A 25,692-nucleotide genomic window follows, 5' to 3' on the forward strand; every position below is an offset into this window, starting at 1 on the left:
TGCGCGCCCTCGCAATGGCCGCCAATGGACGCTGGTTCGACGCGCGACGCCGACCCGGGACGGGGCGTCGCGAACAGGGGGAACCGCACGGCAACGGCGGTCAACGGGCGTGACAGGGGGCCGCCGCGCGCTCGCCGCCGCGCGCTCGGTGCGCTCGCAGCGGTCGCGCTCGCCGCGACGATCGCCTGTCTCGCCGTCGGGGGAGTGCCGTCACCGCGGTCGCTCGGCCCGCTCGCGGGGCTCCTGGGGACCGGGCTGGTCGGGCTGGCGGCGTCGGGCGACGACGGGATCGCCGACCTGGTCGCGGACATCGAGCGGGCCCGCGAGGGCGAGGACGTGACCTTCGACACCGACCGCGAGGGGGAGCTGGGCGATCTGACGGCGGCCGTCGAGGGGCTGGTCGACGACCTCCGGGAGTGCGAGCGCGAGCGACACCTCCGGGAGCGGGTCATCGAGTCGGCGCCGGTCGGGGTTTCGGTCGCCGACGCGACGGAGCCGGACAACCCGCTGGTCGCCGTCAACGAGCGCTTCGAGGAGCTGACGGGCTACGAGGAGTCCGAGTGTCTCGGGCGCAACTGCCGGTTCCTCCAGGGCGAGGACACCGACGAGGCGGCAGTCGCGAAGCTGCGGGCGGCCATCGACGCCGAGGAGGAGGCGACGGTCGAACTGCGCAACTACCGGGAGGACGGCACCGAGTTCTGGAACCGGGTCCGGCTGGCGCCCGTCGAGGACGGCGACGGCGAGGTGACCCACTACGTCGGCTTCCAGGAGGACGTGACCGACCGCGTCGAACGGGAGGCGGAGCTCGAACGGCAGTCGTCGCTGCTGGACTCGATCTTCGAGCAGGTCCCGGTCAACATCTACGTCAAGGACAGCGAGGCGCGCCACGTCCGCGCGAGCGAGGCCTACATCGAGGAGTCCTACGACTGGGACACCGACCGGTTGCTCGGGAAGACCGACCGGGAGGCGTTCGACGACCCGTTCACCGAGGAGTCCTACGCCGACGACCGCCGGGTGATCGAGACCGGCGAGCCCATCCTCGACAAGGAGGAGTACATCCCGTCCATCGACAAGTGGAACCTCACGACGAAGGTCCCCTGGCGCGGGGAGGACGGGGAGGTACGCGGGCTGTTCGGGATCTCCTACGACATCACCGAGCGCAAGCAACGCGAGCGGGAACTGGAGGCCTACCGCGAGTTCACCGACGAGATCCTCGACGCCATCGACGACGTGTTCTACGTGCTGGACGCCGACGGGAATCTGCTGCGGTGGAACGAGACGCTGACCGAGGTGAGCGGCTACGACGACGCCGAGATCGACGGGATGCACGCCACCGACTTCGTCGTCGAGGGCGACCGCGAGGCGGTCCGCAACGGGATCGCGAACATCGAGGACCTGGCGGGCGTCCCGCTGGAGGCGCGCTTCGAGACGAGCGACGGCGAGACGGTCCCCTTCGAGATCGTCGCCTCGCCGCTCGAGGACCCCGACGGCGAGCGGATCATCGCCGGGATCGCCCGCGACATCTCCGAGCGCAGGGAGCGCGAGCGACAGCTCGAGGCCATCGTCGAGAACACCGAGGACCCCATCTACATCAAGGACCGCGAGGGCCGCTACCGGTTCGTCAACGAGGCGGCCGCGACGAACTTCGGTAAGCCGACCGAGGCGATCACCGGCGAGACCGACGACGCCCTCTTCGACGAGGCGACCGCCGCCGACATCCGCGCGGACGACCGGCAGGTCCTCGAGACGGGCGAGCCGGTCTCGCGGGAGGTGGTCCGGCCGGTCGACGGCGACGAGCGGGTCCTGCTCGACTACAAGTACCCCTACCGCGACGAGGACGGCGAGGTCGTCGGGGTGATGGGGATCAGCCGCGACATCACCGAGCGCAAGGCCGCCGAGCGGCGACTGCAGGAGACGAACGAGCGGCTCGAACAGTACCGCGAGTACACCGAGGCGATCCTCGACGCCATCGACGACGTGTTCTACGTGTTCGACGACGCCGGCCGGATCCAGCGGTGGAACGACAGCCTCAACGAGGTGACCGGCTACGACGACGCCGAGATCGACGAGATGCACGGGACGGAGTTTTTCCCCGAGAGCGAGCACGAGCGGATCGCCGAGGCCATCGCCGCGGTGTTCCGGACGGGGGCGGACCGCCGCGTCGACGCGCCGGTGCTGACCGACGACGGCGAGCGGATCCCTTACGAGTTCGTGGCCACGCGCGTCGAGAACCCCGACGGCGACCCCGTCCTCGTCGGGGTCGGCCGGGACATCTCCGAGCGGAAGGCCCGCGAGCGCGAGCTGCGGGCGACCAAAGAGCGGATGCAGAAGTTCATCGAGACCTCCCCGGTGGGCGTGGTGGCGACCGACCCCGAGGGGCGGGTCACGCTGTGGAACGACGCGATGGCGGAGATCTTCGGCTGGTCGGCCGAGGAGGTGCTGGGCGAGCCCTACCCCGCGGTGCCCGACGACCGCGAGGGCGACGACGAGGTCCGCCAGCGCGTTCTCGCCGGCGAGTCGTTCTCGGGCGTCGAGCGCGAGCGCGTCCGGAAGGACGGCGAGCCCATCGACATCTCGCTGTCGACGGCGCCCGTCCGCGACGACGAGGGCGAAGTCGCCGAGATCGTCGGCTACATCGAAGACATCACCGAGCGCAAGGCCCGCGAGCGCGAGCTCGAACGGACGAGGGACCTGCTCCAGCAGGCCGGCCGCATCGCGTCCATCGGCGGCTGGGAGCTGGACCTGACGGGCGACGAGCCCGAGATGACCTGGACCGACGAGCTCTACCGGCTCCACGGCGTCTCGCCCGACACCGACATCGACGTGGAGACCGCCGTCGAGTTCTACCACCCCGACGACCGCGAGCGGATACGGGAGTACTTCCGGCGGGCCGTCGAGGTCGGCGAGAGCTACGACATGGAGGTGCGCCTCGGGACCGACGAGTCGGTCCGCTGGGTGCGCGCCATCGGCGAGCCCGTCCGCGAGGACGGCGAGGTCGTCCGCGTCCGCGGCTCGATCCAGGACATCACCGAGCAGAAGGAACGCGAGCTCGCCCTGGAGTCGCTCCACGAGGCGACGCGGGGGCTGCTCGGCGTCGAGACCGACGAGGAGACCGCCGAGCTCGTCGTCGACACCGCCCGGTCGGTGCTGGACGTGGCCGGCGTCGCCGTCTACCTGCTCGACGACAGCGCCAACCGGCTCGACGCCGTCGCCTGCTCGGAGGGGTTCGAGCGGCTCTGCGACGCCGAGCCCGTCCGCGCCGGGGCCGCCGACTCGCTCCTGTGGAACACCTACGTCACCGGGACGCCGACGGTGTTCGACGACACCGGGACCGTCGCCGAGTCGGGGGTGTTCGGCCCCGAGGTCAGCGGCGGCCTGCTCGTCCCCGTCGGCGACCACGGCGTGTTCGTCGTCGCCACCGAGGACCGGGCGGTCGGCGGGTCGACCCGCCAGCTGGCCGAGACGCTCGTCGCGACCACCGAGGCCGCGTTCGACCGGCTGGCCAGCGAGCGGACGCTCCGGGAACGGGACGCCGAGCTCGCCGAGCAGAACGCCCGCCTGCGCCGGCAGATCGGGATCACCGACCTGATCCGGCGGATCGACCAGTCGCTCATCCGGGCCGAGTCCCGCGAGGCCATCGAGGCGGCAGTCTGCGACCGCCTCGTCGAGAGCGACGACGTGGCATTCGCGTGGATCGGCGGCCTCGACGCCGCCGGCGAGCGCGTCGAACCCACCGCCTGGGCGGGCGACGGCGCCGAGTACCTCGACGCGGTCGACCTCGCGACCGGCGGCGGGGCCGCCGAGCCGGCCGTCCGGACCGCCGTCTCCGAGGCGCCGACGGTCGTCGGCAACGTCGTCGACGACCTCCAGCGCGAGGACTGGCGCAAGGCCGCGCTCGCCCGGGAGTTCCACTCCGTCGTGAGCGTTCCGCTGGCCTTCGAGGAGTACTTCTACGGGGTGTTGACGGTGTACGCGTCGGAACCGGACGACTTCGGCGACCTCGAACGCGAGGTGTTCGCCGAGCTCGGCGAGAACATCGCCCACTCGATCAACGCCGCCGAGACCCAGCGGGCGCTGCACACCGACCAGCGGGTCGAGCTGTCGCTGCGCTTCGACGCCGACGACGACGTGCTGGGCCGGCTCGCCCGGGCGGCCGGCTGCCGCGTCGCCTTCGAGGGGCTGGCAGCCCACTCCGAGTCGGAGACCGGCCTGTTCGTGACGACGAGCGGCGCGCCGGTCGCGGCCGTCACCGACGTGCTGGACGACCTGGTCTCGGTGCGGGACTACCGGCTGGTCGGCGAGCCCGAGGCGGCGGGGGACGGTGACGCCGACGGGACGGACGCCGACACGGACGGCGGGGCGGGCGAGGCGCTGTTCGAGGTGACCGTCGGCGGCGACGCCCTCGCCGCCGAGTTCGTCCGCCACGGGGCGAGCCCGCGGTCGATCGGCGCCGACCCCGAGGTGGTCGAGGCGGTCGTCGACGTGTCGCCGGGGACGGACGTGCGGGCGTTCGTCGAGATGCTCGGCGAGACCTACTCCAGCGTCGAACTGACGAGCCGGCGGACCGTCGAGCGGTCCGACGACGACCGCCGGGCCGGGTCGGCGTTCGACGCGCTGACCGACCGGCAACTGGAGGTGTTGCGCACCGCCTACTACGCCGGCTTCTTCGAGTGGCCGCGCACCTCCACCGGCGAGGACGTCGCCGAGATGCTCGGCGTGAGCCAGCCCACCGTCAACCGCCACCTCCGGGTGGGCCAGCAGCGCCTGCTCGAACGCCTCTTCGAGGACCACGCCGCCGCCGGGTCCGGGGCGGACTGACCGGTCCGCCGGGGTCCGCCGGCGGATCCCCTGTCGACCGGTCCCATACCACCGGTACCTTCAGACCCCGGCGGGTCCCACTCCGGGTATGTCCGACGGCTCGTCCGCCAACGAGTGGGACCCCGACGCCTACGACCGCGACACCGGCTTCGTCCACGAGTACGGCGGCTCCGTCGCCGAGTTGCTCGACCCGGCGCCGGGCGAGCGCGTGCTCGACCTGGGCTGTGGCACCGGCCATCTCACCGCCGATATCGCCGAACGGGTCGGGGAGTCGGGCGCGGTCGTCGGCGTCGACGCCGCGGCGGAGATGGTCGCTCGCGCCCGCGAGACCTACCCGACCCTCCGCTTCGAGGTGGCCGACGCCCGCGAGTACGCGCCGGACCGGTCGTTCGACGCCGTCTTCTCGAACGCCGCCCTGCACTGGATCCCCCGCGCCGACCAGCCCGCCGTCGCCGAGCGGGTGGCCGACCTGCTGGAACCGGACGGCCGCTTCGTGGCCGAGCTGGGCGGGACGGGCAACGTCGCGGCCGTCGTCGACGCGACGCTCGCCGAACTGCGCGACCGCGGCCGCGAGGCCGAACACCCCTGGTACTTCCCGACCGTCGGCGAACACGCCGCCGTGCTGGAGGGGGCGGGCTTCGAGGTGCGACTCGCGCGGCTGTTCGACCGTCCGACCGAGCTGGACGGAGGCCGCGAGGGACTGGCCGACTGGCTCGACGTGTTCGGCGACTCGCTGTTCGCCGGGCTGGACGACGGCGAGCGGGCGGCGGTGGTGTCGGCCGTCGAGGACCGCCTCCGGGGGGACCTGTTCGACGCCGACTCCGGAACGTGGACGGCCGACTACCGGCGGCTACGGTTCGTCGCCGTCCGCGAGTGAGCGGTGAACGGGCGCCCCCGGACGACACGAAGGGTACCGTTTCGGGTGGAACGACACCGAAACCGACCCCGAGACGCGGCGAGGCGGCCGCGGGCCCGAACCACGTTTCACTTCCGCGCCGTGGCGGGCCGTTATGCCCGAGCCGGTCGGGGAGGCAGTAATGTCGACGGAAGATCAAGATCCGGAGCCGCGGATGAGGTTGAGTACTGTCTACGTGGGCGTCGAAGACATGGACCGGGCGCTCGACTTCTACGAGGAGCTGTTCGGGGCGGCGCCCGCGCAGGCGGACGACCGCTTCTCGACGTTCGCGTTCGACGGCGTCGACTTCGGGCTCTACCGCGCCGGCGCCGACGGCGCGGCCGTCGAGTTCGGCGACAACTGCGTCCCGAACTTCGAGGTTTCGGACGCGGACGCCGAGTTCGAGCGCGTCGCCGATCTGGCGCCCGAGGTCGTCCACGGGGTCGTCGACGTGGACGGCTACCGCTGTTTCCAGGTCCGGGACACGGAGGGGAACGTCGTCGAGATATTCAGCGTCGACTCGGCGTGACGACGGGCGGCGGCGTGACGACGGGCGGCGGCGGCGTGACGGCGGGCACAGACAGCCGGCGTGTCGCGGCTCGACACGAAACAGGGGGCCAACCCGCAATCAATCGACGCGGATGCCGGAGACGGCGTCGTGGAGTCGGTCGGCCAGCTCCTCGGCGCGGTCGGCCGAGCGGGCCTCGGCGTAGACGCGGACGACGGGCTCGGTGCCGGAGGGGCGGGCGAGCACCCAGCCGTCGCCGTAGTCGAGGCGGTAGCCGTCGGTGGTGTCCAGTTCGGCGACCGACTCCTCGGCAGTGCGCTCGATGGCGTCGAGCATGGCCTCGCGCTGGCGCTCGCTGTCGTAGGCCACGTCGCGGCGGACGTTCACGTAGTCGTCGTAGCGGGCGACCACGTCGCTGGCGGGCTCGCCGCGGCGGGCGAGCAGTTCGCAGAAGCGCGCGGCGGTGTAGGCGCCGTCGCGGGCGATCCGGTAGTCGGGAAAGAGGATACCCCCGTTGCCCTCGCCGGCGACCGGGACGGACTCGCCGGTCGCAAGCAGGTCGCGGATGCGCGAGACGATGTACGTCGACCCGATGGGCGTCAGGGAGAGATCCGCGCCGGCCGCCTCGACCACGTCGACGAGTCGCTGGGAGGCGTTGACGGCGGAGACGACGGTGTCGCCCTCGCCGAGCGCGTCGGCGGCAAGCGCCGCGAAGGCGGCGCTGCCCTCGACGTGGTCGCCCCGCTCGTCGACGAAGATGGCGCGGTCGGCGTCGCCGTCGTGGGCGACGCCCAGATCTGCGTCGGTGGCCCGGACGAACCGCCGGAGGTCGCCGAGGTTCCCTTCGACGGGTTCGGGGTCGCGGCCGGGGAAGTGGCCGTCGGGCTGGGCGTGGATCGTCCGGACGCGACAGCCCAGCCGGCGGAAGAAGTCGGGGCTGGTGACCGAGCCGGCGCCGTGGCCGGGGTCGACGGCGACGGTCAGGTCGGCGTCGGCGACGGCGTCGCGGTCGACCGCCGCGAGGAGTTCGTCGACGTAGGCGCGGGCGGCGCCGTCGACGTGGCGGCTCCGCCCGGTCTCGTCCCAGTCGACGCGGCGAGGCGTCTCGTCGAGCAGGCGAGTCTCGATGGCTTCGAGCCGCTCCCGGGGAAGTTCGACGCCGCCGGCGCCGACGAGCTTGATGCCGTTGTACTCGGGGGGGTTGTGCGAGGCGGTGACCATCAGGCCCGGGACGCCCTCCCGTTCGGCGTAGGCCTGGAGGCCGGGCGTGGGGAGGACGCCGAGGCGGTCGACGGAGACGCCGACGCTGGCGAGGCCGCCGGCGACCGAGTCGACGAGCATCGGCCCGGTCCGGCGGGTGTCCCGGGCGACCGCGACGCGGTCGGCGCCCCCGGCGCACCAGACGGTGCCGGCCGCCTGCGCCACGTCCGTGGCGTCGCTCGGCGCGAGGTCGTCGTTGACCACGCCGCGCACGCCGCTTGACCCGAAGACCCTCATTGGGGTCTAGTCAGCGGTCCGCCCGCATAGTGGTTCCGGAGCGGAGCGACGCTCCGGAGGGGCGCGCCCGCCGGCTCCCTTGCCCTCGCAAGCCCCATCGGCCCGCCGACCCGCGGCTCCCCGGCCGGTGTTCCCCGGTCGCGGCGCGCGGCCCTCGCCGCGTATCGAACCGGCTAAACCGCGGGCCGACGACAGCGGGGGTATGGACACCAAGGGACTCATCGACGCGCTCCGCGCGGCCGACGCCGTCAAGTTCGGGGAGTTCGAACTCTCCCACGGCGGTACCTCCAACTACTACGTCGACAAGTACCTCTTCGAGACCGACCCCGACTCCCTCGAAGCGGTCGCCGAGGCGTTCGCCGACCACCTCGCGCGGACGACCGACGGCGAGACGAAACTCGCCGGCGTCGCGCTGGGCGCCGTCCCGCTGGTCGCGGTCACGAGCGTCGAGTCGGGCAACCCCTACGTCATCGTCCGCAAGCAACAGAAGGAGTACGGCACGGCCAACCTCGTCGAGGGCGACCTGGCCGAGGGCGAGGAGGTCGTGGTGCTGGAGGACATCGCGACGACCGGACAGAGCGCGGTCGACGCCGCCGAGGCGTTGCGGGAGGCCGGCGCCGTCGTGAACCGGGTGCTCGTCGTCGTCGACCGCGAGGAGGGCGCCGCCGAGAACCTCGCCGACCACGACCTCGAACTCGAATCCCTGGTCACCGCCTCGGACCTGCTCGACGACGCGCCCGAAGATGTAGACGTCGCCTGAGCCAGCACCGCCCGACTCCCACGCTCTCCGACGCCCGCGTCTCCAACGCCAGCACCGCTTGACACCGGGGAGCCCCGATTTCGGATCCCGCGAAATTCACCGACCGATCGACGGCGGTATCCGGCCGCTACACGCCTGTGAATCACACGCACGGAGGTGCGCAGTCGGTTCACGTCACAACGCTTTTATTCGATAGCGCGTTAGCGGAGGGCAAGATGGCAGGTGACTGCTTTACAGGCGGGCCTCGCGCCCCATAACCAGTCACCGCCACGTTCTCGCGCTCGTCGCTCGCTGCCGGACAGCGGCGCGTGGCGCGGTGGAGGTCAGTGATATGTCACAGCAGGAATCCTCGATCACGGTGGAACTGCCCGATGGAAGCACGCTCGACGTTCCGTCGGGCGCCACAGTCGAAGACGTGGCCTACGAGATCGGTCCGGGGCTCGGGAGCGACACCGTCGCCGGCAAGCTCGACGGCGAGCTCGTCGCCAAGGAGGAACCGGTCTACGACGGCGCCGCCGTCGAGATCGTCACCCCCTCGGCCGACGAGTACCTGCAGGTGATGCGCCACTCGGCCGCACACGTCCTCGCGCAGGCGGTCCTCCGCGAGTACCCCGACGCCAGCCTCGCCACCGGCCCGCCCACCGAGGAGGGCTTCTACTACGACTTCGACGGCGTCGACGTCGACGAGGACGACTTCGACGAGCTGGTCGCCGAGATGGAGTCTATCGTCGAAGACGACCTCGACATCGAGCGCGAGGAGGTCCCGCTCGACGAGGCTCGCGAGCGGGTCGCCGGCGACCCCTACAAGGAGGAGATCCTCGAGGACCTCGCGGCGGGCGACCGCGGCGCCGACGACGACATCGAGGAGGTGTCCTTCTACACCCAGGGCGACTTTTCGGACCTGTGTGCCGGGCCCCACGTCGCCTCGACCGGCGAGATCGGGGCCATCGACCTCCGGGAGATCGCCGCGACCAACTGGCGCGGCGACGAGGACAAGCCGCGGCTCACCCGCGTCTACGGCACCGCCTTCGAGTCGGAGTCGGACCTGGAGGACTACTGGGAGCGCAAGGAGGAGGCCGAGCGCCGCGACCACCGCCGCATCGGCCGGGAGATGAACCTCTTCTCCATCCCCGAACACTCCCCGGGCTGTGTCCACTTCCACCCCGACGGGATGGCGATCCGCCGCGAGCTGGAGGAGTACATCCGCGAGAAGAACGACGAACTGGGCTACGAGGAGGTCTGGACCCCCGAGCTCAACAAGGTCGACCTCTGGAAGACCTCGGGCCACTACGAGCACTTCTGCGAGGAGGACGAGATGTTCCACTGGGACCAGGCCAGCGCCCGCACCGAGGGCGACGAGGCCGACGAGTACGGCCTCAAGCCGATGAACTGCGCCAACCACGTCCACCTCTACCAGCGCGAGCGCCGCTCCTATCGCGAGCTCCCGAAGCGGTACTGCGAGTTCGGCACCTGCTACCGCAACGAGCGCTCCGGCGAACTCTCCGGAATGTTGCGCGTCCGCGGGTTCACCCAGGACGACGGCCACGCCTTCGTCACGCGCGACCAGATCCAGGGCGAGGTCACCCGCACGCTCGAAGTGATCGACGACGTGCTCGCCGACTTCGGGCTGGACGTGACCTTCAAGCTGGAGACCCAGCCCGACGACTCCTTCGGCGACGACGAACTGTGGGAGCGCGCCGAGAGCGACCTGCGGAGTTCGCTCGACGCGCTGGGCGAGGGCTACGAACTCGAGGCCGGCGAGGGGGCCTTCTACGGGCCGAAGATCGCCGCCGACGCCGAGGACGCCATCGGCCGCGAGTGGACCGTCGGCACCGTCCAGCTCGACTTCGTCCAGCCCGAGCGGTTCGACCTCGTCTACGTCGGCGAGGACAACGAGGAGCACACCCCGGTGATGATCCACCGCGCCCTCCTCGGCACGTTCGAGCGGTTCATGGGCGTGATGATCGAGCACTTCGCGGGCCGGTTCCCGCTGTGGCTCGCGCCCGAGCAGGTGCGCGTGCTCCCGCTGAACGAGGACGTGCTCGGTTACGCTCACCGCCTGCGCAACGACTTCGAGGAGGAGGGCTTCCGCGCGACCGTCGCCGACGGCGACGACACGCTCCAGCGGAAGATCCGCGCCGCCCACGACGAGAACGTCCCGTACATGCTCATCGTCGGCCCCGACGAGGAAGAAGCGGGCACCGTCTCCGTCCGCGACCGCGCCGAGCGCGAGGCCCGCGACGTCGACCCCGAGGAGTTCCGCGAGCACCTCCGCGACGAACGGGCGGAGAAGCGGCTCGAACCGGACTTCCTCGACGAGTAGTCGGGGACGCGTCCGGGCCGACCCGGACCGTTTTTGTCGCTGCCTGCCACACACCGCGAGCATGGCGACCGACGCGCTCCGACGGACGGTGCGGCGCGGCGTCGCGGTCCTCGCGATCCCCCTGTGCCTGATCGCCCTCCAGCTCCGAGAGGTGATCGACGCGCTGCCGCGGGGCGACTACGTGCCCGGCGCGGTGACCGTGATAGTCCCGTCCGGTCTTCTGGTCGGCGCAGTCGGGTATCTAGTCCTCTCGGTGCTGGCGGCGGGCGTCTCGTGGGCGGGCGACGACCCCCGGCCGGCCGACCGTCCCGACGCCGAGTGACCGCCGATAGCGACGGCGAGACGCCCGAACACCGGTATCGTTTTGCTCGTCGCGATTCGACCACCCGCTAGTCCCCCTCCATGCCCGCCCGCATCCGCGCGCTGGGGGTCGTCGCGGTCGCCCTCCTGTGTCTGCTGGCCGCGATCGGCGCCCTCGCGCTGTCGGTCCCCGGCGCCCCCGCCGACGCCGACCAGAGCGACCCGACCGACGGCGGCCTCCAGCGCCTCCACGCCGCCGGCGTCACCGGCGGGAACGTCACCGTCGGCGTCGTCGGCGTCACCGGCTTCGATACCGACCACCCGGCGATCGCCGGCCAGGTAGTCGAGAGCCGCGCGTTCGGCGACGGCGCGACGGTAGAGAACGGCGGCCGCAACCGCCACGGCACCGCCACCGCCGCCGTCGTCGCGCGCACCGCTCCCGACGCCGACCTCCGGCTCGCCACCTTCGACGACACGACCGGCTTCCGGCGGGCTGTGACGTGGCTCGTCACCGCCGACGTGGACGTGGTCGTCGCCCCGGTCTCGTTCTACGGCCGCCCCGGCGACGGCACCTCGACGGTCGCGCGACTCGGCGAGTGGGCCCGCCGGCAGGGCGTCGTCTTCGTCGCGCCGACGGGCAACCTCGCCCGGGGCCACTGGGCGGGGCGCTACGGCGACCCCGACGACGGCCGCCTGCGGTTCGGCGAGTCGACGCGCAACTACCTCGCCGGCCGCGGGAGCGAGGCGCGGATCTGGCTCGCCTGGGACCGCGCGCACGCCAACCGGACCTTCGTCGCCGAACTCTACCGGACCGACGACGGCGAGCGCACGCTGGTCGCCCGCTCGGAGCCGTTCCCCGGCGACGGCGTCCCCAACGCCCGGATCAACGCCCGACTGCAGGGCGGCACGTACTACGTCGTCGTCCGCGGCCCGCCGAACGCCACCGGCGCGCGGGTCCGCCTCTCGTCGCCGACCCACCGCTTCCAGCGGACCCGCCCCGCGGAGAGCGTCGCCGCCCCGGCCACCGGCCGCGGCGTGATCGGCGTCGGCGCCTACGACCCCGCCGCCGGCCGCGTCGAACCCTACAGTTCCAGGGGCCCCACCGCCGACGGCCGCCTCGGCGTCGACGTGGTCGCGCCCGCTCGACACGAAATCGGGGGGTACGACGAGCCGCTGGTCGGCTCCTCCGCCGCGACGCCGTACGTCGGCGGCCTCGCCGCGCTCGTCCTCGACGCCGACCCCGACCGCTCGCCCCGCGCGGTCGAACTCCGCCTCGAACGGACGGCCGAGGACGTGGGCCCGACGGGCACCGACCCCGTCGCCGGCAACGGACTCGTCGTCCCCGGCCGCGCCGTCGACGTCCCCGCCAACGCCACCGGCTGAGGGAGACTCCCACGGCAGGCGTCGCGTCACGATTGAAGGAGTGTTCGAAGCGGTCGACCCGACGAGCGGTGCGGTCGGCGCGCGCTGTCGCGCGCTTTCATGCGCGCGACCGGAGCCGCGCGAGGGATGAGCGACGACAGGAGCGAATCGGCTGGGGAGGTTCGTGGCCCGTTTGCGGTGCTGTGCGGTGCGGTTGCGGTTCCTGGCGGACTGAAAGGGCGAGGCGCGCTCGCGTTCAGTTCAGTCGCCTGAGCGACCCCTACCCGAAGCGGCCTCCGGCCGCGAGGGTATGTCGCTCAGCGACCGCGAGAGCGAGACGCGACCGAAGGGAGCGCCTCGACAACGCGAACGGAGAGCGTAGCGACCCGTGAGCGAGCGCGCCGAGGGCTTTCAGCGCCTGCTGTCGAATACGGTCGATCCGGCCCAGAGCGAGCGCGCCGAGGGCTCTCAGCGGACACTATCGAGTGCGAGCCGACCGACTGCTACGAACCGAATACGAACCACGACACAGCCGACAGAGATGGGCCCCACACCCTCACACCGACCACCACCGAATCGCAAGACACCGACCGTTCAAAGCGGGATTTAACCTTCGGGTAGGGCTATATGAACAGGGACGAAAGGATCGAACAGGAGATGTCGGGGCTCATCGACCGCATCCAGGACCGGACGGCGACCAGCGACGAGCGACTGCGGGTCCTCGACGTCGAGGGCGAGGAGACCGACGACGTGCTGGACGCGCTCGCGACGGACACCCGGCGGGCGGTCTACCGGGCGCTGTTCGAGCGCCCGCGCACCGCCTCGGAGATCGCCGACGCGGTCGACACGTCGGTCCAGAACGTCCACTACCACGTCTCGAACCTCGAAGCGGCCGGGCTGGTCGAGCCCGTCGACACGCGCTACTCCGAGAAGGGCAACGAGATGACCGTCTACGGGCCGGCGAGCGACCCGCTGGTGATCGTCGGCAACGAGGAGGTCCGCCCGCGCGTCCAGCGGACGCTGACCGACGTGGTCGGCGGGATCGGCCTGCTCGGCGTCGGCGCCCTGCTCGTCCAGTGGGGCGCCGAACGGGTCGCCCGGCCCTCCATCGGCGGCGCCGGCGCCGGCCCGGCCAGCCCCAACGCGACCGTCGGCGAGCCCGGCTCGCTCGCCTGGCTCGTCTTCGACGTGGTCGAGCCCGGCGTCCTCTTCTTCTTCGTCTGTCTCGCGGTCGCCGCGCTGGCGGCCCTGGCGCTCGACCGGTAGGCCCACGCCTCGATCGGGAGGCGCCACGCCCCGACCGCCGACGTTTCTCACACCGACAGCGACGGGTACGGCCGGCACCTGCGCGCGACGAGCGTCGACAGCGGCGACCGTCGACAGCATCGACCGTCGACAGCGGCGACCGTCGACAGCGGCGACAGCGACGACGGCGGTGAGTGTGACGACGGCTGCGACAGTAGTGAGGAACCGTGAGAACTCGGAGAACAGTCGCGGTGCCCGGAAACGGTGGCGGAGAACTGAAATCGAAAACGGGTCCGAAGCGGTGGGACGTGCGAACCGGACGGGGGTCAGCCCCGGACGAAGCCGAGGAACAGGGCGACGCCGCCGAAGGCGATCAGGCCGCCCACCGCCAGCGCGCCGAGGCCGGTGAGGAGGGAGCCGGAGCCGCCGGCGGCGGCGACCGTCGCGCCGTCGGGTCCGGCGGGCGGGTCGTCGGCGGTGGCCGTCGAGGCGTCGCCGCCCGCGCTGCCCGCGCCGTCGTCGGGCATGATGACGAGCGTCCCGATGGCGTCGGGCTCGCCGTCCGCACCGGCGCCGGCCGACACGGCCACGTCGTAGTCGAAGGGGTCGAGCGGGCTGTCGAGCGTCGTCTCGCTCGTGACGTTCGCCGGCCGGACCTCGCCGGCCTCGGCGACGGCCAGCGCGGGCCGGTCGGCGTCGTCGGTGGCACCCGTCCGGACGGCCACGACCGCGCGGTCGTCGCCGTTCGTGTCGCGGATCACGGCGGTCGTCTCGTAGTTGACCTCCGCCTCGTCGCCGAGCGTGACGGTCAGCGCCTCGGCGTCACCGAACGCGACGGGGATCCGCGCCACGTCGCCCCTGGTGACCTGGGTGACACCCTGGACGCCGACGCCGTCGGCGTCTAGCGGCGTCGCGGTCGATCCCTCGCCGCCCGCGGGCGTCGCGGTCGGACAGTCGCCCTCGCAGTCGGTGACGCGGCCGTAGGCCTCGGCGAGCCCCTCGCCGTCGCCGCGGACGGTCACCTCGAAGGGCGTACCGGCCGACACGTCACCGAAGTCGAACGACGCGGCGAAGGTTCCGTCGTCGTCCACGGTGGTCTCGACCTGCATGAGGAACGGCGAGGACGACGAGCGGGAGGTCACCCGGACCGACAGCGTCGTCCCGGGGTCGAGCGTCGTCTCCCCGGTGATCGTCTGCTGTGCGGCCGCGTCGACGACGACCTTGCCGTCGCCGTTCGTGTCGACGGTCGTCCCGTCGTGCAGCGGGCGCGGCGTCGCCGTCTCGTCGCTCCCGTCGGCCCCGTCGCTGCCGTCGTCCTCCGCGGACTCGCCGTCAGCGCTCAACAGCGCCAGCGTGCCGATGGCGGCCGGGTCGGCGGGGTCGCCCAGCGAGAGGTCGTAGGCCGTCGGCGCGAGCGGGTCGTCGGTGCCCGCGAGTTCGGTCCGGTTGTCGATGGCGTCGCCGTCGGCGACGGTGAGGTACGACTCGGGGCCGCCCTCGTCGACCGCCGCCGTGTCGAAGCGGACGACGACGGTCCCGTCGCCGTCGGCGTCGGCGACCGTCGCGCGCGCCTCGAAGTTCTGGTCGTCGGCGTCGGCGTCACCGACCGCGAACCGGATGCCGTCACCCTCGGAGCCGGTCGCGTTGATGGTGATCTCGGCCGTCTCGCCCTGTCGTGCCGTGGTGATCGTCTCCTCGAACGACGGGGTCGCCGGGGCGCCGGCGGCGACGACCCCCGCCAGCGGGCTGGTGACCAGCGTCGCGACGAGGAGCGCGACCAGGGCGGAGCGGCCGCCGCGGCGAACGCGCGCGGAGAGCCCGCGAGCGGCGGCGGCGGCGGTCACGCGACCACCCCCGTCGAACGCGGGCGGACGGTGGGACCCCGCGGGCGGTTGTCGCGGGGCTGTCTGCGGGCGATGCGTCGTTCGGAGGGGCCGGTCGCGGGCGACCGGTCAGGGTGGCAGTCCTCGGTCATCGCACTCGGAGCGTCGGTCGGCGCACAAATACCGTTCCCGTAAGCTTCAACCTGGCTTTGAGCGACGGGCCGGGACGTCCCGGGCCGGCGCCCCGCGGACGACGGACGGGGTTCGGCCCGGCGGACGGCCCTGCGCGGCCGGTACACACGACCGGTGGGCTCTTGGCCGTCGAGTCCCGACTCGTCGGTGATGGCGAACCTCGAACTGTACGAACTCGAAGGCTGTCCCTACTGCGCGAAGGTCAAGACCAAGCTCGACGAACTCGACCTCGACTACGAGTCGCACATGGTCCCGCGCTCCCATTCCGAGCGGACCGAGGTCGAGGAAGTGAGCGGTCAGACGGGCGTCCCCGTCCTCGTCGACCCCGAGAACGACGTCGAGGGGATGCCCGAGAGCGACGACATCGTCGAGTACCTCGAAGCAGAGTACGGGAGCTAGGTTTCACCGGTCATTTTTCGCCGCCTCGACGCTACAGGTAGTCGACCGATCCCGCGTCGAGGCCGTCGAACCCCTGCCGTTCGTGGGACCACTCGAAGACGTCGGCGTCGCGGCGCTCGGCGAGGAAGTCGACGATGCGCTCGCCGACGTTCTCGCCGTAGAGGTCGGGGCCCGACTGGAGGCGCTCGCGCACGGCCGGGGTTTCGAGGACGTGCGTGACCATCTCGTGGACGAACTCGCCGGAGACGGGCGGGACGAGCAGGTTCGTCTCGGCGTCGAAGACCGTCTCCGGGCGGTCGGTGTTGAACCGGGCGGTCAGACAGCAGGCCTCGTCGATGTGGTTCAGTTCCTCCTGCATACTGCCCGAGTCGGTCAGCTCCGCGAGACACTGCCCGGAGCGGAGGAACTCGTAGACGTGGGCGTGTTTCTTCCAGAGGCCGGTGAACAGGAAGTTCTCGCGCTCGTCGGCCAGCCGCCGGAGGCGCTCGCGGTCGCCGTGGCGCTCCAGCGCGTGGCGCGTGGCGTTCAGCTCGACGAAGTTGACGTTGTAGCCGTCCTCGACGAGGGCGACCACGCCCTCGACGAGCGCCCGGAAGCGACCGGGCAGGAGGTTCGCGCGGCGGTGGATGTCGACGCGGATCCAGTCGTCCCGTTCCGCAAGCACGGGATACACGTCGAAGACGCTCTCGCCCTCGTGGTCGGCCTTCATCTCGATGGCGTCGACGACCGAGTTGCCGACGACCGGGATCCGCTCGTCACCGTCGACCTCGCGGGGGTAGCCCTCCGATTCGAGGTGTTCGCGGTTGAGTTCGACGGGGGCGAACTGGTAGCGGGCGGCCGCCGAACCGACGAACGTGTCGTACTGCTCGGGGAACGGCTCGGTGCGGTCGACCGACCACTCGCCGTCCCACTGGGCGTCGACGAGCGCAGCGGGGTCGAGGTCGGCGCCGGATCCGGTGTCCGATCCTGCCCCCGCCGCCCCGCGGACGGCGTCGTAGTCGGGGGCCATCCCGCGGAGACCGGCCTCGTTGTGTGCCACCCCCTGGTTAGTGGCGAACAGCCAGGCCTGCGGGAAGACGGCGGCGGCGTGGGTGTCGCCGTGGACCAGCGGAAGGACGGTCGTGTCGGGCCACTCCGCCAGGCGCTCGGCGAACTGGCGGACCGCGAGCATCGTCTGAGCGGTCTTCTCCGTCAGGTCGCCGCGGATCCCCAGGTCGGCGGCGATCGCGGGTTCCAGATCGTACTCCTCGAGGCCGTGGCCGAGCAGGTCGTCGTAGTGCTGGCCGGTGTGGACCACGAAGCAGGGCAGGCCCCGCTCGCGGGCCGCGGCGACGACCGGCGCCTGCTTGTAGAAGTCCGGCTTGGTCGCTGTGACGACCGCGAGGACGAACTCGCCGCGGTCCATCTCCGCGGCGAGCCGGTCGTCGTAGATCGTCGGGTCTGCGTCCATACCCGCTCTCTCGCCGGACGCCGCTTGTCGGTTTCGACATCCGTCCTTTCGCCGGCGTGGCTTCCCCGGGTCGCTCCCGTGCAGCCGCGACCGGAGAAGCCTCGTTTCGGTCGGCCGCTGCTCAGTTCAGGGCACAGATAACGTCAGCTCGGGCCCGTAACCGTCCGAAAAATCGGAATCGGAGTCTGCCGGTGTGAACGGCAGTCGTGCTCAGGTTACTGCCGGACGACGTTCGCCGCGCGAGGCCCCTTGGGCGAGGACTCGATGTCGAACTCGACCTCGGTCCCCTCCGTGAGGTCTTCGCCGCCGACGTCCTCCATGTGGAAGAACACGTCTTCGTCGTCGTCGAGGTCGCCGTCGTCAGTCGAAATGAAACCGTAGCCGCCAGTGTCGTTGAAGAAGTCAACCTTACCGTTTGCCATTACAAACGAACGGAGGGCTGGATGGGGGATAACCCTTCCGAGGGTCGAGGTACCACGACTCTCGTCGTTCACTCGCGGCGCGAGCCCGACAACGGTCGTCGCGCGCGACGAGAGCGAGTCGCCGCCTACAGCCCGCGCCAGAGCCGCTCGGGCGAGACGTACTTCAGCGCGGCCAGCGGCGCGAGGACGGCGACGACGACGGCGACGATGGCGAGCGCGACCGCACCTCGGGGGAGACGGGACTGCGCTGTCACTGCTGACACCCCACTGTAAGTTCGATGCCGATTCACGTAACTGTATCGCCAGGCCGTCAGAACCCCGTCAGCGGCGAGAGCCCCGACCGATCCCCCTCAGGCTTCAGGCTCGGGGTCGAAGACCTCGGGGTTCTCGTCGCCCTCGACGCCGACCACCGCCAGCGCGCCCTTGCGGGCGACCCGCGACAGCGAGTGGTCGACGAGCTTGATCGGGCCGGGGACGGGGTAGTGCATCGTGGCGATGGCGGTGCTCCCGGGCTGGACCGGCGTGGTCTGGATGTTCCGCTGGGGCCGGCCGCCGAGCCCGCCCTGTGGGTAGACCTCGTCCCAGACGCTCCCGATGGGGTGGAAGGAGCTGGCGAGGTTCGGGCCGCCGACGCAGTAGTAGACGCGGGCGGTCTCGCCCGTCTCGGCGGCCATCGCGCCGTAGTTGTCCGGCGTGACGGCGTATTTCTCGCCGTTGATCAGCACGTAGGTCGGCTCCTCGCGGGCCATCGCGCCCATGTCGAAGGTGTGGTGGCCCTCCTGGCCGGCCTCGCCGTCGGTGTAGACCTCGTGCTGGCCGAGGTAGAACTCCCGGTCCACCTCGGGGAGCCCGTCCTCGGGTTCGACGAGGATGATGCCGAACATCCCCGCGGAGATGTGGTAGTCCATGTTGGCGACGGCGCAGTGGTAGATGAAGGCGCCGGGGTAGGTCACCTTGAACCGGACCCGCTCGGTCTCGCCGGGGTTGACCGTCGTCGCCTCGGCGCCGCCGCCCGGCCCGCGCACCGCGTGCAGGTCGACGTTGTGGGGCATCCGGTTGCCCTCGGCGCTGTGGAGCGTCAGGTCGACGGTGTCGCCGACGCGGGCGCGGATCATCGGGCCCGGGATCCGCCCGTCGAAGGTCATGTACTCGAAGGTGACGCCGTCCTCGATCTCGGCGGTCACCTCCCGCGTGGTGAGTTCGGCCTCGACCGTGGCGGACTCCTCGCGGTCGACGGGGTCGGGGACGGCCGTCGGGTCGGCGGCGACCCGGTCGACCGTCGGCTCCTTCGGGGCGTCCAGCGACCGCGGCTCGCTGTCGACCTCCGTGACGGTGACCCTGTCTTCGGGGATCTCGCCGGCACAGCCGGCGACGGCCGCGGCGCCCGCCGCGGCGCCGGTCTTCAGGAACGTCCGACGGGTGGATTTGGGGGTCATGGCCGGTTCACATCCGGACGTGGGGCCAGCACGGGGATAAGGGGGCCGCGGGTTCCCGCCCCGAGAGGGGCTGGCCGAACACGTTCGCCGACACCCGCCGGAGTTCTCAGTCTCCGGGAACGCCCGAGGGGGGTTATTTGGAAAAGGCGGTAATCGACGTGTATGAGCACGGACGACGGTATCGACGAGGGGCGGCGGACGGTCATGAAGACCCTCGCTATCGGGGCGACGGCCGGCGGGCTCGCCGCGACGGGGGCGCGGCCGGCGGCCGCCCAGTCGACGGATCTCACCGACTGGTTCTCGAACGTGAGCAACGCCGACGGCGTCGTCGACGAGACCGGCAAGAGCGAGGTCACCGTCGAGGTCGGCGTCCAGGGCAACAACGGCGCCTTCGCGTTCGGGCCCGCGGCCGTCCGGGTCGACCCGGGGACGAAAGTCGTCTGGGAGTGGACCGGCGAGGGGACGCCCCACAACGTCGTCGCCGAGGACGGCAGCTACGGGAGCGAGATGATCTCGGAAGCGGGTGCCACGTTCAGCCACACCTTCGAGAGCGAGGGCGTCTCGAAGTACGCCTGCGTCCCGCACAAGACGATGGGCATGAAGGGGGCGGTCGTCGTCGGCGACGCCGACGTGACCGTCTCCAGCGGGAGTTCGACCGGGACCGCCGCCGGCGGGGGCGGCACCGGCAACGAGACGAGCGGTTCCGGCGATTCCGGCGGGGGCGGCTCCGGCGGAGGCGGCGAGTTCGCCGAACCCGACTACGACGGCTGGTTCGACGGCGTCGGCAACTACGACGGCACCGTCGACAGGACCGGTCAGGAGGAGGTCACCATCGAAGTGGGCGCCGAGGGCAACGGCGGCCCGTTCGCCTTCAGTCCCGCGGCGGTGCGGGTCGACCCCGGGACGACGGTCGTCTGGGAGTGGACGGGCAAGGGCGGCCAGCACAACGTCGCCGGCGAGTCCCACGACTTCCAGAGCGCGATGCAGGGCTCGGAAGGTGACACCTACGCGCTCGAACTCGACGGCGAGGGCGTCGTGAAGTACGCCTGCACGCCCCACGAGGCCGCCGGGATGAGAGGCGCCGTCGTCGTCGGCGACCCCGCCGGAGCGTCCGGGAGCGGCGCCGGGATCGACCTCTTCGAGACCTCGCTGTGGGGGCTGGCCGGCGCCATCGTCGCCGCGCCGTTCGTCGCCAGTCAGGTCGTCGCGAACAGGCGCAAGGACGACGAGGACGACCGCCGGCGCCGCGGCCCCCACCAACCGGCGGACTGAACGCTCAGACCCCGTTTCTGTCGGAGTTCGGGACCCGTGGCTCACGGGACGCGTGACCGGAGAATTTCGAACCGCTCGCCTACGCGGAGCTACCTTCGGGGTCGGCCCGCTCGCGGATGATGTCCCGCAGTTCGTCGGCTTCCTCGATGTTCTCCATCTCCGACTCCTCGACGATGGCGGTGCCCTCGACGGACTCGCGGGTGGCGCGCTCGACGACGTACACCGAGCGCGTCCGGGTGACCCGTCCGACGGAGGACATGATGCGGGCGCGCTTCTCGGCGGTCTTGGTGAGCTCGGAGTGGCCGGTCAGCATCTCCTCCTCGCGGCGCTCGTTCTCGCTGACGGTTTTGAACGGCGCCCGGTCGGTGGGATGCACGTCGAAGCCGACGCGGGTGAGGACGGCGACGATGGGCTCGTCCTCGGGGTCGACCTCGGGGTCGTCGGGCGTCTCCTCGTCCTCGCGGACCTCCTCGGCGCCGTCGAGCACCTCGACCGGCGAGGTGAGCGGCGCGTCGAACAGCTCCTGGAGCTGGCTGGCCACCTCGACCGAGGCGTCCATGCCGTCCTCGTACTTCGAGACGGTCCGCCGGGAGACGCCGAGTTCGCTGGCCAGCCGCCCCAGCGACCAGTCGCGGTCCTCGCGGGCGTCCGCGAGGACTTCGCTGTCGATGTTGACGTAGAGGCCGCCGGGCGCCGCGTAGATGAGCGGCGGGACCTCCTCGACGAACAGATCCATGGCGGTGTCGGGCGAGAGCACCGGGACGCCGTGGCGGAAGTAGGTGACGCCCGGTTTGAGCTCCTCGTCGCGCGTCCGGAGGCCGATGACCATCGGCGTGGCGCCCAGGTACGTGCCCAGCCGGCGCATCTCGGCGCCGGTGTGGCCGTCGAACGCGTCGATGTTGCCGAGGATCTTCACGAGGAGGACCTCCTCCCCGCGGCGGGCCGCGACGTCGAAACTCTTCGGCCGGATGGCGCAGCGCTCGCTCACCACGAAGCCCGCGTCCTCCAACATCGCGGTGACGTTGCCGACCAGTGCCGACCGTGACATGGTGTGATGTAAGTAGGTCTTCGCATATATGCGTTGTGCCCCCGTAGACCCGCCCTGCGCCCCGTTTTTTCACGCCGACCGATAGATTGATATAGAATTTTCCGGTCGAAACCCGTTTGTCCGCGACCGCGTTACGGCCCCTCGTGACCGTCATCGGGCTCGACGACACGGATTCCCGCGAGCGCGGGATGTGTACGACCTTCGTCGCCGCCACCCTCGCCGAGCGGATCCGGGAGGAGGGCGGGGCCGTCGAGCGGCGCCTGCTCGTGCGGCTCAACCCCGGCGTCGAGCACAAGACCCGCGGCAACGCCGCGCTGGCGGTGCATACGAACCTCGACGCCGACCGCGCGCTCGACCTCGCCCGCGACCACCTGGACCTGGCCGAGACGGCCGACCCGCGGACGAACCCGGGCGTCGTCGTCGCGCCGGGCGACCCCGGGGGAGTGTCCGAGGAGGTGGCCGCCTTCGCGCGGGTAGCCGTGCGGGACTACCACGATATCGACGGCGCGGTCGCGCTGGCCGACCGGGCGGGCTACGAGTGCGCCCACGCCGGCAACGGCCGCGGGCGGGTCGGCGCGCTGGCCGCCGTGGGCGCCTGGCGCGCGTTCGACGACTGGACCTACGAGTGCATCTCCTACCGCGAGCGCGAGCGCTGGGGGACGGATCGGGACGTGGACGCGGAGTCCGTCTTCGAGGCCGCCGAACGGGCCTACCCCGACGCCTGGGACACCGTGGACCACGGCGAGGGCTACCCCGTCTGCGTCCCCCGCACGCCCTGCCCGATCCTCCACGGGATCCGCGGCGACGACCCCGAGACGGTGCGGTCGGTGGCGGCGGCCGTCGACGGCGAGCCCGTGGCGGACCGGGCGCTGTTCGTCACCAACCAGGGCACGGACGCGCATCTCCGCTCGGTCGAGGGGTTCGGCGAGGTCTCGGAGGGTCGGGCCTACCGCGTGGATGGCAAGGTCGTGAGTGGGCCGGAAACGCGGGAGGGTGGCCACGTGTTCTGCCGGTTGCGCGACGAGGGGGGCGAGCGGCTGGAGGTCGCCGCCTTCGAACCGACGAAGCGATTCCGGGACCGGGTTCGGGCACTGCGCCCCGGCGACCGGCTGACCGCCTGCGGCGAGGTCTCCGGCGGGACGCTGAAGCTGGAGAAGTTCGCGGTTCGGGACCTGGTGCGGACGGCCCTGGAGAATCCGGAGTGTCCGGACTGTGGGCGGTCGATGGGCTCGGCGGGCGCCGGGCAGGGGTATCGGTGTCGTCGGTGTGGGACGAGTGCCGACGGGAAGGTCGAGGTGCCCCTCGAGCGGAACCTGGAGGAAGGCTGGTACGAGGTGCCGCCGTGTGCGCGTCGGCATATCGCGAAGCCGTTGATTCGCGGCGGGTTCGACGATGTCGTGCATCCCGAGCGGTAGGAGTTGGAGTGAGTGATACAGCAACCGACAGGGAGTGTTGAAAGCCCTCGACCCGCTCGCTAGCAGTCGTTTCGACCGTAACTGCAACTGACAGCGAGTGTTGAAAGCCCTCGGCCCGCTCGCGGTCGCTGACCGGGATATTCTCGGGCGCTTCGCGCCCTCGAATAGTGCCCGCTCAGACGACTACATGAACGCGAGCGGGCCTCGCCCTTTCAGTCCGCCAGGAACCGCACAGCACCGCCACGGCAACTTCCCCGCACAGCACCGCAGACGGCCACACACCTCCCCAGCCGATTGCGATGCTCGTCGCTCCGCTCCTGCGCTTCTCATCCCTCGCGCGGTTCCGTCGCGCGCATGAAAGCGCGCCAACGTCAGAGCTTTGCTCTGACGGCCCTCGGAATCGCACGCGATTCCGAGACGACAGCGCGCGCCGGGTATTTGGTCGAACAGCCGGAAAACGTCGCTACCCCCCGTACTCTGCGCGCGCGTCGGCGACGAGTTCGGTCACGTCGACGGTCGCGCCGGTCTCGCGGGCGCGGTAGGCCGCCTCGGTCAGCGCGGTGACCCGGAGCCCGAACTCCGGGGGGACGGGGTTGTCGCGGCGGCCCTCGACGGCGTCGAGGAAGGCGACGACCTTCTCGGTGGTCTGCTCGGCGTAGGTGCCGGCGTCGAAGGTCCGGTGGTCGGGTTCGCTGCCCGACCCGTCGAACACCCTGAGTCCGCCGTGACCGAACTGGAGGTGGCCGTCGGTCCCCCAGAGGACGAGCGACTCCTCGAAGCCGGTGCCGTCGCCGCTGACGCCGACGCTCGCGGTGATCGGGCCGTCGGGGCCGTCCAGCGTCGCCGAGAGCGTGCTGTTGATGTCGACGGCGTGGTCGCGGTCGTCCATCACGGCGGCGACCTCGCGGGCCCGCGAGTCGGTCGTCCACAGCAACGCGTCCAGCAGGTGCGACCCGGAGTCGCTGAGCTGGCCGCCGCCGGAGAGGTCGGGGTCGACGCGCCAGGTGCCCTGCGTCCCGCTGATCCAGTCCTGGGCGAGGTAGCAGGCGGCCATGTGTACGTCGCCGATCTCGCCCCCGAGGACGGTCTCGCGGACGGCCTGGTAGCCGGGGTGGAGGTGTCGCTGGTAGCCGATCTGGAGGACGGCGTCGCGCTCCCGGGCGCGGTCCACGAGGTCGACGGCGTGGCCGGTGTCGGCCACCATCGGCTTCTCCAGGAGCACGTCCAGCCCGCGCTCCAGGCAGGCGACGGTCTGCTCGTAGTGGAGCGTGTGGGGCGTGACGATCGTGACGGCGTCGATGGCCTCCGAATCGAGCATCGCCTCGTAGTCGGCGTAGACGGGGGCGTCGTAGTCGGCGGCGAACGATTCGCGGGCGTCGGCGGCCACGTCGGCGCCGGCGACGATCTCGACATCGGCGTCGGAGTGGGCGGTCACGCCGTCGAGTTGCATCCGCCCGAGGTCGCCGAGGCCGATCGCCGCGAGTCGTACGGTCATGGGGTGTGCCACCGCGTGTCGGGCCAAGAAGCTACCGAACGCGGAAGTAGCACAGAGAGCCCTCTTGATGACATCGGAGGATGTAGTAGACTGGACAACAATGACGAACTTTAATAATTCATTGCTTGATTGAAGCTAACTGATGCTAAACCTACCTGACGAGGTCAGCGCACTCGACCTCCTCGGGCAGGATGAACACCATTCGGACGCCGGTGGCGAGTTGCGAGTTCTGAAAGAAACATTCGATGACGATAGATCTGAAATAATATTCAAAAATGCCGGAAAATGCATAGAATCTCTCGAAGAGCTGTTGATAGAAACCGCTGATGGTCCGCCAGCGAAACAGATGCTAAACAGCGTCTGTTGGCAGGCCATTCGTGATCTGAAAAGTAGTCTATTTTTGGCTGCTACTGGACACTACCGGCAAGCGACGATACTTGACAGAGGAATCGTTGAGAACGCTGGGTCAGCCCTGTATTTTGCGCAACGGATCGAAGACGAGGGTGAACAGGTTTGGGAAGAGGTTTCTGCGTGGTTTGACGGAGAAAAAAAGCACAGTCCGAGTTTCGACGAGATTCAAGCCGCTCTAACCGATGTTGCACCATTTCTCGGAAGGGACATTCACGTCGGACTTAAGTCGGACCGAGAGTACCAGAACCAGCACGTGCATTCACCCGTTGGCGGAAACGTAGAGCACACTATTTTCGATGAAAAGAAGCAATTGATGCATACGTGGTCGACAACGTACCAGTTCGGAGAACTGAAACCCTGGTATATTGGTTTTATGCGAAACATCTCGTACCTACTCGTTGTAGTTACTGAATTGATTAGAGATGACCCAGTCAGTAGAGACCCAGTTGATTTCATTCTGGGGCGATATAAACAGGCAATGGACGACTTTACGGTGACCGACACTGACTCGGAGGCGACTGTCGATATCTCTCCCCGATCTACTGACTGATTGCAGAACCGCCATCGCACTCAAGACCGATTATATTCGGCGAAGATCGCTCTCGGTACGCATTTGGGCGA

General features: G+C 70.6%; 20 protein-coding genes. 12 read left to right on the forward strand and 8 right to left on the reverse strand.

What is annotated here, in order from left to right:
* The first annotated feature begins 24 nt into the window (after nt 1-24).
* From ACMGFI_RS06455 to ACMGFI_RS06465, 3 genes are all read left to right on the forward strand, one after another.
* A complete protein-coding gene (locus ACMGFI_RS06455) occupies nt 25-4,818 on the forward strand; it encodes a PAS domain S-box protein (protein WP_436908273.1) in 4,794 nt (1,597 codons plus the stop codon).
* A gap of 88 nt (nt 4,819-4,906) precedes the next feature.
* A complete protein-coding gene (locus ACMGFI_RS06460; protein WP_436908275.1) occupies nt 4,907-5,695 on the forward strand; it encodes a class I SAM-dependent methyltransferase in 789 nt (262 codons plus the stop codon).
* Nucleotides 5,696-5,888: 193 nt separating this feature from the next.
* The gene (locus ACMGFI_RS06465) at nt 5,889-6,242 is read left to right on the forward strand and encodes a VOC family protein (RefSeq protein WP_436908277.1); all 354 of its coding nucleotides are present in this window, start codon (nt 5,889-5,891) and stop codon (nt 6,240-6,242) included.
* A gap of 99 nt (nt 6,243-6,341) precedes the next feature.
* Here ACMGFI_RS06465 and glmM read toward each other — a convergent pair whose 3' ends face one another.
* The gene (glmM, locus tag ACMGFI_RS06470) at nt 6,342-7,718 is read right to left on the reverse strand and encodes a phosphoglucosamine mutase (RefSeq protein WP_436908278.1); all 1,377 of its coding nucleotides are present in this window, start codon (nt 7,716-7,718) and stop codon (nt 6,342-6,344) included.
* Nucleotides 7,719-7,920: 202 nt separating this feature from the next.
* Between glmM and pyrE the strand changes: the two genes are divergently transcribed.
* The 5 genes from pyrE to ACMGFI_RS06495 all read left to right on the forward strand — a co-directional run bounded on the left by pyrE (nt 7,921) and on the right by ACMGFI_RS06495 (nt 13,729).
* Nucleotides 7,921-8,478, forward strand: coding sequence for an orotate phosphoribosyltransferase (gene pyrE / locus ACMGFI_RS06475; RefSeq protein ID WP_436908280.1), 558 nt, complete (start codon nt 7,921-7,923; stop codon nt 8,476-8,478).
* A gap of 331 nt (nt 8,479-8,809) precedes the next feature.
* Nucleotides 8,810-10,801: a threonine--tRNA ligase gene (gene thrS / locus ACMGFI_RS06480; RefSeq protein ID WP_436908281.1), complete on the forward strand. Its 1,992-nt coding sequence runs from the start codon at nt 8,810-8,812 to the stop codon at nt 10,799-10,801.
* Nucleotides 10,802-10,862: 61 nt separating this feature from the next.
* Nucleotides 10,863-11,123 carry a hypothetical protein gene (locus tag ACMGFI_RS06485; protein ID WP_135364774.1) on the forward strand — a complete coding sequence of 87 codons (261 nt, stop codon included), beginning with the start codon at nt 10,863-10,865 and terminating at the stop codon, nt 11,121-11,123.
* A gap of 80 nt (nt 11,124-11,203) precedes the next feature.
* The gene (locus ACMGFI_RS06490; protein ID WP_436908283.1) at nt 11,204-12,484 is read left to right on the forward strand and encodes a S8 family serine peptidase; all 1,281 of its coding nucleotides are present in this window, start codon (nt 11,204-11,206) and stop codon (nt 12,482-12,484) included.
* Nucleotides 12,485-13,120: 636 nt separating this feature from the next.
* The gene (locus ACMGFI_RS06495; protein ID WP_436908849.1) at nt 13,121-13,729 is read left to right on the forward strand and encodes an ArsR/SmtB family transcription factor; all 609 of its coding nucleotides are present in this window, start codon (nt 13,121-13,123) and stop codon (nt 13,727-13,729) included.
* Between the two features lie 305 nt (nt 13,730-14,034).
* Here the strand turns inward: ACMGFI_RS06495 and ACMGFI_RS06500 are convergent, their stop codons facing one another.
* Nucleotides 14,035-15,552, reverse strand: coding sequence for a BGTF surface domain-containing protein (locus ACMGFI_RS06500; RefSeq protein ID WP_436908285.1), 1,518 nt, complete (start codon nt 15,550-15,552; stop codon nt 14,035-14,037).
* A gap of 321 nt (nt 15,553-15,873) precedes the next feature.
* Between ACMGFI_RS06500 and ACMGFI_RS06505 the strand changes: the two genes are divergently transcribed.
* Nucleotides 15,874-16,122, forward strand: coding sequence for a glutathione S-transferase N-terminal domain-containing protein (locus tag ACMGFI_RS06505; protein ID WP_436908286.1), 249 nt, complete (start codon nt 15,874-15,876; stop codon nt 16,120-16,122).
* Nucleotides 16,123-16,153: 31 nt separating this feature from the next.
* On the opposite strand, the gene ACMGFI_RS06510 is transcribed toward ACMGFI_RS06505, so the two are convergent.
* The 4 genes from ACMGFI_RS06510 to nirK all read right to left on the reverse strand — a co-directional run bounded on the left by ACMGFI_RS06510 (nt 16,154) and on the right by nirK (nt 19,430).
* Nucleotides 16,154-17,572 (reverse strand): UDP-N-acetyl glucosamine 2-epimerase, encoded by a 1,419-nt coding sequence (locus tag ACMGFI_RS06510; RefSeq protein ID WP_436908288.1) that lies wholly within the window; start codon nt 17,570-17,572, stop codon nt 16,154-16,156.
* A 215-nt stretch (nt 17,573-17,787) separates the two neighbouring features.
* On the reverse strand, nt 17,788-17,994 hold the full coding sequence (locus ACMGFI_RS06515; protein ID WP_008418277.1) for a cold-shock protein: 207 nt from the start codon (nt 17,992-17,994) through the stop codon (nt 17,788-17,790).
* 125 nt (nt 17,995-18,119) lie between these two features.
* On the reverse strand, nt 18,120-18,248 hold the full coding sequence (locus tag ACMGFI_RS06520) for a hypothetical protein (RefSeq protein WP_436908291.1): 129 nt from the start codon (nt 18,246-18,248) through the stop codon (nt 18,120-18,122).
* Between the two features lie 96 nt (nt 18,249-18,344).
* Nucleotides 18,345-19,430 carry a copper-containing nitrite reductase gene (nirK, locus tag ACMGFI_RS06525; RefSeq protein WP_436908292.1) on the reverse strand — a complete coding sequence of 362 codons (1,086 nt, stop codon included), beginning with the start codon at nt 19,428-19,430 and terminating at the stop codon, nt 18,345-18,347.
* A 162-nt stretch (nt 19,431-19,592) separates the two neighbouring features.
* Here nirK and ACMGFI_RS06530 point away from each other — a divergent pair, with 162 nt between their 5' ends.
* Complete coding sequence (locus ACMGFI_RS06530; protein ID WP_436908295.1) at nt 19,593-20,702, forward strand: halocyanin domain-containing protein; 1,110 nt, start codon at nt 19,593-19,595, stop codon at nt 20,700-20,702.
* Nucleotides 20,703-20,781: 79 nt separating this feature from the next.
* Here the strand turns inward: ACMGFI_RS06530 and ACMGFI_RS06535 are convergent, their stop codons facing one another.
* On the reverse strand, nt 20,782-21,750 hold the full coding sequence (locus ACMGFI_RS06535) for a transcriptional regulator (RefSeq protein ID WP_436908296.1): 969 nt from the start codon (nt 21,748-21,750) through the stop codon (nt 20,782-20,784).
* Nucleotides 21,751-21,893: 143 nt separating this feature from the next.
* On the opposite strand from ACMGFI_RS06535, the gene ACMGFI_RS06540 reads away from it, so the two are divergent.
* Nucleotides 21,894-23,165, forward strand: coding sequence for a TiaS agmantine-binding domain-containing protein (locus tag ACMGFI_RS06540; RefSeq protein WP_436908299.1), 1,272 nt, complete (start codon nt 21,894-21,896; stop codon nt 23,163-23,165).
* 463 nt (nt 23,166-23,628) lie between these two features.
* Here the strand turns inward: ACMGFI_RS06540 and ACMGFI_RS06545 are convergent, their stop codons facing one another.
* Nucleotides 23,629-24,660 carry a Gfo/Idh/MocA family protein gene (locus tag ACMGFI_RS06545; protein ID WP_436908300.1) on the reverse strand — a complete coding sequence of 344 codons (1,032 nt, stop codon included), beginning with the start codon at nt 24,658-24,660 and terminating at the stop codon, nt 23,629-23,631.
* A 142-nt stretch (nt 24,661-24,802) separates the two neighbouring features.
* Between ACMGFI_RS06545 and ACMGFI_RS06550 the strand changes: the two genes are divergently transcribed.
* Nucleotides 24,803-25,621: a hypothetical protein gene (locus ACMGFI_RS06550; RefSeq protein WP_436908301.1), complete on the forward strand. Its 819-nt coding sequence runs from the start codon at nt 24,803-24,805 to the stop codon at nt 25,619-25,621.
* Nucleotides 25,622-25,692 lie beyond the last annotated feature (71 nt).

The organism is Halosimplex marinum, assembly GCF_051414075.1.
Taxonomy (GTDB): domain Archaea; phylum Halobacteriota; class Halobacteria; order Halobacteriales; family Haloarculaceae; genus Halosimplex; species Halosimplex marinum.

Coding starts and splice junctions, on each gene's coding strand:
- ACMGFI_RS06455 (WP_436908273.1), top strand. CDS start 25: ATGGACGCTGGTTCGACGCGCGACGCCGACCCGGGACGGGGCGTCGCG.
- ACMGFI_RS06460 (WP_436908275.1), top strand. CDS start 4,907: ATGTCCGACGGCTCGTCCGCCAACGAGTGGGACCCCGACGCCTACGAC.
- ACMGFI_RS06465 (WP_436908277.1), top strand. CDS start 5,889: ATGAGGTTGAGTACTGTCTACGTGGGCGTCGAAGACATGGACCGGGCG.
- glmM (WP_436908278.1), bottom strand. CDS start 7,718: ATGAGGGTCTTCGGGTCAAGCGGCGTGCGCGGCGTGGTCAACGACGAC.
- pyrE (WP_436908280.1), top strand. CDS start 7,921: ATGGACACCAAGGGACTCATCGACGCGCTCCGCGCGGCCGACGCCGTC.
- thrS (WP_436908281.1), top strand. CDS start 8,810: ATGTCACAGCAGGAATCCTCGATCACGGTGGAACTGCCCGATGGAAGC.
- ACMGFI_RS06485 (WP_135364774.1), top strand. CDS start 10,863: ATGGCGACCGACGCGCTCCGACGGACGGTGCGGCGCGGCGTCGCGGTC.
- ACMGFI_RS06490 (WP_436908283.1), top strand. CDS start 11,204: ATGCCCGCCCGCATCCGCGCGCTGGGGGTCGTCGCGGTCGCCCTCCTG.
- ACMGFI_RS06495 (WP_436908849.1), top strand. CDS start 13,121: ATGTCGGGGCTCATCGACCGCATCCAGGACCGGACGGCGACCAGCGAC.
- ACMGFI_RS06505 (WP_436908286.1), top strand. CDS start 15,874: ATGGCGAACCTCGAACTGTACGAACTCGAAGGCTGTCCCTACTGCGCG.
- ACMGFI_RS06510 (WP_436908288.1), bottom strand. CDS start 17,572: ATGGACGCAGACCCGACGATCTACGACGACCGGCTCGCCGCGGAGATG.
- ACMGFI_RS06515 (WP_008418277.1), bottom strand. CDS start 17,994: ATGGCAAACGGTAAGGTTGACTTCTTCAACGACACTGGCGGCTACGGT.
- nirK (WP_436908292.1), bottom strand. CDS start 19,430: ATGACCCCCAAATCCACCCGTCGGACGTTCCTGAAGACCGGCGCCGCG.
- ACMGFI_RS06530 (WP_436908295.1), top strand. CDS start 19,593: ATGAGCACGGACGACGGTATCGACGAGGGGCGGCGGACGGTCATGAAG.
- ACMGFI_RS06535 (WP_436908296.1), bottom strand. CDS start 21,750: ATGTCACGGTCGGCACTGGTCGGCAACGTCACCGCGATGTTGGAGGAC.
- ACMGFI_RS06545 (WP_436908300.1), bottom strand. CDS start 24,660: ATGACCGTACGACTCGCGGCGATCGGCCTCGGCGACCTCGGGCGGATG.
- ACMGFI_RS06550 (WP_436908301.1), top strand. CDS start 24,803: ATGCTAAACCTACCTGACGAGGTCAGCGCACTCGACCTCCTCGGGCAG.